Source organism: Roseovarius azorensis, from assembly GCF_900109455.1.
Classification (GTDB): Bacteria; Pseudomonadota; Alphaproteobacteria; order Rhodobacterales; family Rhodobacteraceae; genus Roseovarius; species Roseovarius azorensis.
Genome location: NZ_FOAG01000020.1, coordinates 25,687 through 34,026, shown reverse-complemented (window position 1 = coordinate 34,026; position 8,340 = coordinate 25,687). Strand labels below are relative to the sequence as shown.

General features: G+C 57.5%; 8 protein-coding genes and 1 pseudogene. 2 read left to right on the top strand and 7 right to left on the bottom strand.

Features of this window, described 5'->3' with window-relative positions; genetic code table 11:
* Positions 1-165 (top strand): transposase domain-containing protein (locus tag BSG08_RS18275; RefSeq protein WP_139274600.1); only part of this gene is annotated, 165 nt, incomplete at its 5' end.
* Positions 166-180: 15 nt separating this feature from the next.
* Here BSG08_RS18275 and BSG08_RS18270 read toward each other — a convergent pair.
* From BSG08_RS18270 to BSG08_RS18245, 6 genes and pseudogenes are all read right to left on the bottom strand, one after another.
* Positions 181-327 (bottom strand): annotated as a pseudogene (locus BSG08_RS18270) (IS110 family transposase); the annotation flags it as partial.
* Positions 328-426: 99 nt separating this feature from the next.
* Complete coding sequence (locus tag BSG08_RS18265) at positions 427-1,836, bottom strand: amidase (RefSeq protein WP_093039280.1); 1,410 nt, start codon at positions 1,834-1,836, stop codon at positions 427-429.
* A gap of 46 nt (positions 1,837-1,882) precedes the next feature.
* Positions 1,883-2,680 (bottom strand): ABC transporter permease, encoded by a 798-nt coding sequence (locus BSG08_RS18260; RefSeq protein ID WP_093039279.1) that lies wholly within the window; start codon positions 2,678-2,680, stop codon positions 1,883-1,885.
* Positions 2,681-2,711: 31 nt separating this feature from the next.
* On the bottom strand, positions 2,712-3,605 hold the full coding sequence (locus tag BSG08_RS18255) for an ABC transporter permease (protein WP_093039278.1): 894 nt from the start codon (positions 3,603-3,605) through the stop codon (positions 2,712-2,714).
* A complete protein-coding gene (locus BSG08_RS18250; protein ID WP_093039277.1) occupies positions 3,602-4,723 on the bottom strand; it encodes an ABC transporter ATP-binding protein in 1,122 nt (373 codons plus the stop codon). Before BSG08_RS18250 ends, BSG08_RS18255 begins: the two co-directional genes overlap by 4 nt.
* Positions 4,724-4,795: 72 nt before the next feature.
* The gene (locus BSG08_RS18245) at positions 4,796-5,929 is read right to left on the bottom strand and encodes an ABC transporter substrate-binding protein (protein ID WP_175544829.1); all 1,134 of its coding nucleotides are present in this window, start codon (positions 5,927-5,929) and stop codon (positions 4,796-4,798) included.
* Positions 5,930-6,098: 169 nt separating this feature from the next.
* Between BSG08_RS18245 and BSG08_RS18240 the strand changes: the two genes are divergently transcribed.
* Positions 6,099-6,908: a helix-turn-helix transcriptional regulator gene (locus tag BSG08_RS18240; RefSeq protein WP_175544828.1), complete on the top strand. Its 810-nt coding sequence runs from the start codon at positions 6,099-6,101 to the stop codon at positions 6,906-6,908.
* A gap of 41 nt (positions 6,909-6,949) precedes the next feature.
* On the opposite strand, the gene hisD is transcribed toward BSG08_RS18240, so the two are convergent.
* Positions 6,950-8,236: a histidinol dehydrogenase gene (hisD, locus tag BSG08_RS18235; protein ID WP_093039274.1), complete on the bottom strand. Its 1,287-nt coding sequence runs from the start codon at positions 8,234-8,236 to the stop codon at positions 6,950-6,952.
* Positions 8,237-8,340 lie beyond the last annotated feature (104 nt).

Sequence of the window (8,340 nt, the reverse complement as noted above, 5' to 3'; positions counted from 1 at the left end):
GCCGCCATGTATTCCCTGATCGGCACGGCAAAATTGAACGACATCGATCCGCAGGCCTGGCTCGCCGACGTCATCGCCCGCATCTCCGACATGTCCGTCTCACGCCTGCACGAACTGCTGCCGTGGGAATGGAACGCAGCAACGCACCAGGTCAAGGCTGCCTGACCGCGGCCCTCGGCGGATGCTTACGACGCAGGCTGGCATCTGACCGAAAAACTCAAGGACCTGATGCCGTCTCAGCTTCTTGCGAAGCACTGCCCGACCTGAGGCGTCAGCCCCGTGCGCTTGGAACACATTCTTCGCCAGGTCGAGCCCGACCGTGATAATCTCCTACATGACCGTCCTCCTTTGTGGATCATCGCAGACCCAACTTGGCACATTGATGCCGTCGGGGGCGGTCACATCATCAGAGCCGTCTCGCCTGCATCAGATGGGAGGTCTCGCCATTGCCCAAGGCCTTTGCGCTTGGAACAGCATCGCCAGGCCAAGCACTAGATCGTCCTCTCCACGCGGCCCGACGATCTGCAACCCGGTTGGCAAGTTGTCCCGCGACATTCCTGAAGGCACGGAGATGGCTGGTAGGAGCATGGCGTTAAACTGCATTGTCATATCCATCGCCGAAAGTTTTTTGTCGACGAGTACCGACATCGACGCGGCCTCATCGTATTCTACTGGCGGCGCGGGGATTGATTCAGTGGGGCAGATCAAAGCATCGCATCGAGCGAAAACCGGCGACAATTTGCGCCATGCCTGAGTGAAAATCGCCTCGTATTGCCGTAGTTCTACAGCCGATATTGTCCGGCCACTCCTGATTGCGCGAACAAGTGAGGGATGGATGCGATCTTCGAAACGATCGAGATACCGGCCGAAATTAGCGGCCATGAATACATCCCAACAAGACCACCACGCGGTGGCAAATTCGACTGTCCAACCCAAGTCGATTTCTTCGATCTCGTAGCCCGCCTCAGCGAAAGCATCGGCGCAGGTACGCAGGTTGGCCGCAACATCAGGGTCCACATTGTAGCACCCGAGATCGACCGACAGCGCCAGACGGCGGTTTTTCCCGGGCTTTTCGGTGAGCCTCGCAAGGTCCAGCCGGGGCAGAACTGCCTGCAGGTCGCGCAGATCCGGCCCTTGACAGAGCGAGATGAACAGCGCCGCATCCTCAACGGTGCGTGAGAGCGGGCCATGGCTTGTCATCCAGTCGTATTGGCTTTCCATGAATTCGAATGGAATACGTCCGAAGCTGGGCTTCATGCCAACAATGCCGCAATGTGAGGCGGGAATGCGGACAGATCCCCCGGAATCCGTCCCCTCCGCCAATGGTACGCAGCCCGAAGCGACAGCGGCGGCCGATCCGCCGGAGGACCCGCCCGGCGTTCTTTCAGGGTTCCACGGGTTCCGGGTAATCCCCCAGAGCGGGCTGTCGGTAAGACTGGAATAAGTGAATTCCGGCGTTGTCGTGCGACCTACGACGATCGCTCCTGCCTCGAGCAGCTTTTCGACGATGATCGCGTCAAACGTGGCAACATCCTCGCGAAAGACATGCGATCCCTTTGTACTGATCCTGCCTTTCATCGGTGCAAAATCCTTGATCGCGATCGGAATGCCATGCAAGGGAGGAAGCGAGTCCTTGTTGCCTGACGCGGCTTCCGCTTGCCGCGCCTTTTCCAGGGCTTCATCCGCGTAGATCTCGGTAAAGCAATTCAAGACCGGGTTGACCTGATTGATCCGTGATAGGCAATTCGCTACCAGTTCCACGGGAGAGAGCTTACCAGTACGAAGGATTTGTGCCAGTTCCGTGGCACTGAGATAGCAGAGATCGATATCCGTCATTACAGCCTTCCAGATGAAAATAGTGTCTCGGGCGCAGAAGATCGGCTCAAAGCACGTTCACTTTCTTGGACCCGCGGCGCAACAGGATGGCTGCAACGGCAATAAGGATCACCGTGATGCCAAGCGCCATGACCACCACAGCGGCCACATCGCCGCGCAGCCCTGCCTTGAAGGATGACAAGATGTAGACCGGCAGGCTTGATGCGCCGGGGCGCTGGACGAAAAGTGAAATGATGACGTTGTCGAACGAATAGGTGAAAGACAGAAGCGCTCCGGCGATAACTGCGGGCAACATCAGCGGAAGGGTTATCTGCAGGAAGGACCGGTACGGCGGTGCCCCCAGATCACCAGCTGCCTCTTCAAGTGTGTCGCTGATGCCTTCGGCACGGGCTTTGACCACGATGGCCACCAGCGCCGTGTTGAACAGGGAGTGCCCGACCGCGAGACGCGTGACTCCATTGCTCATTCCGATCTGATTGAACCAGATTACCTGCCCGATGGCGGAAACCAGTTCCGGCGTGACGAGAACCAGCCCTATCAGGAACAGAAAGGGTTTGGACCAAACGCCTTGATGCCGTGCGATCGCAACCCCGGCAACAGTACCCAGAACGACCGAGATGGCTACATTTATGAGCGCAGACCGCACCGAGACATCCAGAGCGCTGAGGATGCGGTGATTGTCGAACACCGCGCCGTACCAGAATGTCGAGAACCCTTCCCATATGAACAGGACCCGGCCGTCATTGAAGGAATAAAGGACCACCACGAGAATCGGGATGAACAGAAATCCTATGATGAGGATCATCCATGCTTTCAGCAGAATTCCAATGATATCGCGTTGCATCAGACGCTCACCTCAGCGGCTCGGAACTTGGTCATATTGAGGCTCCCTGAAACTTTCGGTTCAGCCAGTTCAAGACGATGAGTGCGAGGCCCGCGATGGCACCGGTGGCCAACAATGCGGCAATCAGCACCACGGCCATCGCCGCCCCGAGGGGAAGGTTCTGTGCTTCGAGTATCTGTAGGGCGATAAGTCGGCCGATCATCAACCCGCGAGCGCCGCCAAGAATAGCCGGAACGACATAATCGCCAGCCGCCAAAATGAAGGTTAGCACACCCGCACCGATTAATCCTGGTGTAGCCAGCGGCAGTGTAATCCGGAAGAAAGTGGTCACCCGGTTCGCACCCACATCAGCACTGGCCTGTCGCAGGGCCGGATCAATCCGTTCAAGCGCCACGAAAATCGGCAGGATCGCCACGGGGAGATAATTGTAGATGATGCCCATTTGCACCGCCATCTGCGTATCCAGAATGCCAAGCGGCGCGGATATGATGCCAAGCCCCTGTAACGCTTCGGAAAATGCACCCTCCGGGGCCAGGATGATCCGCCACGCGAAGGTGCGCAGCAGAAAGCTGACCCAGTAGGGAAAGATGATCACGAACAGCAGCCAGGATCGCCAGTGTTTGGACACGCGGGTCGCAAGGACATATGCCACCGGAAAGGCCATCATGAGGCACGCGATCGTACCGATTCCAGCGGTCTTGAGGGTGATCCAGAAAACTCGGATGTAGACGCTTGAAAACGCCTCGCGGTAGTTGGAGAGCGAGGGATCGTCGAAAGAAACCGGGTTCAGCGCGGTCAGCGGCGTCTTGACGCCGAAGCTGTAGACGATGATCGCAAGAAGCGAAGCCAGAAAGAAGAATGCCCACCACGACACCGCTGGCAACAACGGGAGCCATTTACGCGACAACGGACTGACCTGACTCATGCCGGTTCTCTCATCGTTTTATGCGACCGTTTGGTGGTCTCATTGATCTCATCATCCAAGGGGAAGATCGCGGTATCGGCTCGATCCCAAGCCAGCCAGATCTCGCTGCCAATAGGAATATCGGTGGCATGTTTTCGCGACTGTCGGCTGAACACTTCTGCTCCCGATGGCAGATCCACGACATACTCCATCGTATTGCCCATATGCATGGCTTGGATGACCCTGCCGCGCACCCGGTTCAATGCAGGGCTGGGCTCGTCCATGGTGATGATCGTGTTTTCGGGGCGCACGGCAGCAAGGGCCTCGGGGCCTGCCACATCTTCGATACGATCGGCATAGAGCGTCACCCCGTCCCGCGTGGTCAGTGCCTTATTGGCCTTGTCCAGCTTGCCGAACAGAAAGTTCTGCGAGCCCATGAAATCGGCCACGAACGCGGTACGCGGATAGTCATAAAGATCGCTGGGAGTTCCGGCCTGTTCGATCCGGCCATGTCGTGTAACCACGATCCGGTCGGACATGGCGAGCGCCTCGTCCTGGTCGTGGGTGACCAGGACGAAGGCAATGCCTGTTTCGCGCTGAAGTGTTTTCAGCTCGATCTGCATCTGCTGACGCAGACGTCGATCCAGCGCGCCCAGAGGTTCGTCGAGCAAAAGGATCGACGGGCGCTTGACCAATGCACGTGCCAGCGCGACGCGCTGTTGCTGTCCGCCTGAAAGCTCGTCAGGCCGACGATGTGCCATACTCGTCATTTCGACCATGTCCAGCGCCTCGCGAACACGGATTCTGCGATCTTCACCTCGGACGCGATCCTGACGAAGACCGTAGGCGACGTTGTCGGCCACACTCATGTGCGGAAACAGCGCATAGTCCTGAAACACCGTGTTCACTGGACGTTTATGCGAAGGCAGATCGACGATGTTCCGGTCCATGATCCGGATTTCGCCCGTATCGGGCCTATCGAATCCTGCGATCATGCGCAGGATGGTCGTCTTGCCAGCACCGGAGGGGCCCAGAAGTGAAAGAAATTCACCCTGCTCGATATCCAGGCTGACGTCATCAAGCGCAACGAATTTGCCGTATCGCTTGGTAATGCCGCGCACTGACACAGCTTTTGTCATTCCAGGCTACCTTTCTCTTTTGTTGATCCCGGGACACGCATGCCCGGGGTCAAACAACTCAGACGTTCAGCTTTACTGGGCGACAGCGGCTGCTGCCTTGAACTTGGTGAAGATTGCGACCCGGCGATCATAGGACTCGTTTCTCTGGGTGAGTTCACCGCGAGCGATGACCTCGTCGGAGGGAAAGATGATCGGATTGTTCGCGACACTTTCATCAAGATACTCTGCCGACCCCGGAATGGCGGTGGCATAGCCGGTGTACGTCGTCTCGCGGGCCGCGACCTCTGGATCGAGGACATAATTCAGCCAGTCATGCGCCGCGTTGGGATGCGCCCCACCAACGGGCATGTGATAGCTGTCCAACCAGATCTCAGTGATTGGTCCACCGAAATCGAACGTCAGGTTCACGTTGTCCGTCGACTCAATGATCAGGTTGCTGTAGCCGTTCCAGTTCTGAGCCAACTTCACCGTGCCACTGGCGACATCCTGCTGTGGATAGGTGTTGAACGTGCGGATATGACGCGCAAGCTCCACTGCCTCAGCCTCGACTCGGTCCAGAACCTCATTGTCAGTCGTGTTCCAGGAAATGCCATCTTTCCACATCAGGGGAGCGATGGCGAGGGGATCGTCCAGAAGGGCCACTTGGCCGCTCGCTTCGTTCTGCGCAGCATCGAGAAAATCGCCCCAAGAGTTCAATTGGCGATTGATGACCGATTTGTCATAGATGTAGCCCTGTGATCCCCAAGTCTTGGGAATCGTGTAGTCGTTGTTGGGGTCGAAATCACGGCCGGTAAAACCGGCACCAAGGTGCTTCATGTTCGGCACCTTCGACTTGTCGATTTTCTGAATCAGCCCGCGGCTGATAAGCAGCGGGATCATGAAGTCGGTATTCATGCCGACGTCATAGCCACTTTGGCCGCCAGAAAGTTGCAGTTTCGATAGCATCTCGTCGTTGCTGGAATAGCCGTCGAAGATGAACCTCGCGCCGGTTTTCTCCTCCCACCGCTCGATATTTTCCGGGCTGATATATTCGGACCAGCCCATGATGTTCAGAAGCCGCTCAACCTCCTCGGCGCGAGCGGCACCCGGCCAGCCGACACTACTCATCATGACCGGAGCCATTGCGGCGGCGGCGCTCATCTTCAGGATCGAACGGCGCGACGGTTCACCGGCAGTCTTCAGCGGGATCAATTTCGATTTTCTCATGAGATTCCCTTTCTTTTTCATAGATCCGGGCGTCACCACCCGCAGTTGGACTTCGCAAAGTATGAGGCGGAAGATGCTTCGGAAACATAACCCCAAGAGGGTACAAATTTCTCGATCTTGCGCTTTCTTAGGGGTATATTCTGGATACCCCCTTGTTCAGGATCGACCGATGCATTTGGCAGATACTGAAATCACGACGTTGGCGTCGGTCATTTCGAGCCAGCGTACGGATGTTTTCCCGATCTGCCTGATGGCCTTCATCAACGCGATCGTGCCGGTGGACATTACACTTGTGGTTGGGTTCTCCGCGCAGGCCGAGCCCATCGAATTGTTCCGCGATTTCGATGCTCATTCCGAACAGCAGTATCTCCGGCTTTATGCAAGCGGAGCGTATTTGCTGGATCCGTTCTACAAGATAAGCGTCGATGGAACGCCATCCGGCCTTTACCCTCTTCGCGATGTGGCACCGGATCGCTTCTTCAAGAGTGAATACTACTTCTCCTATTACAGGAAACTTCCGCTGATGGATGAAATCTGCCTGACCCATCGGGTTTCGCCGAATTGGTGCCTGACCTATTCGATGGGGCGCACACCAGACTCTGGCCTGTTCTCGGCGCGCGAAAAGCGTCGGTTGCGGGACATGGAACCTGTCTTGCGTGCGCTGATGCTGAGCCAATGGGAAGAAACCCTGCTGGCCACCGAGCGCAAGGGACGACTGCGCGATCTCAACGAGATGACGGCGCGCATTTTCAATTATTCCAAGTCGCTTACGCCCAAGGGTATCTCGCCCCGCGAGGCCGAAATTGCGGCGCTGATTCTGCAAGGGCATTCCAGCCCTTCGATTGCCGCGAACCTTCGCATAGCGATCGGAACGGTCAAGGTGCTGCGCAAACGGCTCTATAGCAAGTTGAACATCTCGTCTCAGAATGAACTTTACCAAGTGTTTTTCCCTTCGGTCATGGGGCTTCCCGATGCCTGATGGACCGGTCGCAAACGCGGTGTCTTGCTCTCTCGGGCTGGTCATGACGAAAGGCGATCAAGACGCATCTGCGCGGCACGGCGATGACCTTCCATGCCTTCGGTCGCGGCCTGGCGCGCGGCAGGTGGTGCGACTTGCCTGACCCCTTGGGGCGTTAACCATTGATGCGTCGCAATCTTGACGTAGGTTCCCACCCACAAGCCGCCGGTGTACCTGCCTGCCGCCATCGTCGGCAGCGTGTGATTGGTTCCGGAGCACTTGTCGGAATAGACCACGCTGGCCAGTTCACCGATGAAGAGCGATCCGTAATTGCGCAGCTTATTCGCCAGGCCATGCGCATCGGCGGTATGAACCTGCAAATGCTCAGCAGCGATGTAATCAGAGTAGGCGATCATCGCCGCCTCGTCTTCACAGAGCGCGATTTCCCCGTAGTCGCACCAGGCGGCTCCGGCCGTTTCCGCAGTGGAAAGATCAGTCAACTGGCGAGTGACGCCGGCCTCGACCGCCTTTGCAAGTAAGGCGTCCGTCGTGATCAGGCCAACACGGGTGCGCACATCGTGCTCGGCCTGCGCAAGCAGGTCCGTGGCAATCATTTCCGCATTACCCGTTTCGTCCGCCAAGACGTATATTTCGGACGGGCCGGCCAGTTGATCGATTCCGATCGGGCCGAACACCTGCCGCTTGGCCTCGTTTACAAAGGCATTTCCTGGGCCGACGATCTTGTCAACACGGGGGACGGTTGAGGTCCCGAAGGCCATCGCGGCAATTGCCTGCGCGCCGCCGATGCGAAAGATGCGATCCGCGCCCGAGAGATGGCATCCCGCAATCATCGCCGAGTGGGCGTTGGGAGGCAGACAGGCGATGACCTCCTTCACCCCAGCGACCTTTGCTGGCACGATGGTCATGACCGGGGCAGACAGCAGTGGATAACGACCGCCGGGCACATAACAGCCCACACGCTCGATCGGAATAACGCGATGGCCCATATGGACCCCTGGCAAGGTCTCCACCTCGAGCGGCAGCATGGTGGCGAATTGCGCCTCGGCGAAGGCGCGCACATTATCAATGGCAAATTGCGTGTCGGCGCAGCTTTGTGGATCCAGAGCAGCCAACGCGGCGTGCCGCTCGTCCTTGCTTACCTCGAAGATCGCAATGTCGGACTGATCGAACTTTCTGGAATACTCGCGCACCGCTGCATCGCCTTTTTCGTGCACCGCGCTCAGAATTTCTGCCACCGTCTGCTCGACCGCGGCATTGTCGGACACGGCGTTCCTACTTGGCTTCTTGATGAACGTGACGCCGGTGAAGGCTTCGGAAAACTGGGTCATTAGGGCATCCATCGCACTTGAATACCTGCCTGGTTGCGGCAGCGAAGATGGCATCAGGTTACCATTGAGCGGGCGGATGAACAGGAAGAGGGATAGCTTTGTAT

Excerpts from the sequence above, each read along its gene's own strand:
- BSG08_RS18265 (WP_093039280.1), bottom strand. The coding sequence starts at position 1,836 with ATGACGGATATCGATCTCTGCTATCTCAGTGCCACGGAACTGGCACAA.
- BSG08_RS18260 (WP_093039279.1), bottom strand. The coding sequence starts at position 2,680 with ATGCAACGCGATATCATTGGAATTCTGCTGAAAGCATGGATGATCCTC.
- BSG08_RS18255 (WP_093039278.1), bottom strand. The coding sequence starts at position 3,605 with ATGAGTCAGGTCAGTCCGTTGTCGCGTAAATGGCTCCCGTTGTTGCCA.
- BSG08_RS18250 (WP_093039277.1), bottom strand. The coding sequence starts at position 4,723 with ATGACAAAAGCTGTGTCAGTGCGCGGCATTACCAAGCGATACGGCAAA.
- BSG08_RS18245 (WP_175544829.1), bottom strand. The coding sequence starts at position 5,929 with ATGAGAAAATCGAAATTGATCCCGCTGAAGACTGCCGGTGAACCGTCG.
- BSG08_RS18240 (WP_175544828.1), top strand. The coding sequence starts at position 6,099 with ATGCATTTGGCAGATACTGAAATCACGACGTTGGCGTCGGTCATTTCG.
- hisD (WP_093039274.1), bottom strand. The coding sequence starts at position 8,236 with ATGACCCAGTTTTCCGAAGCCTTCACCGGCGTCACGTTCATCAAGAAG.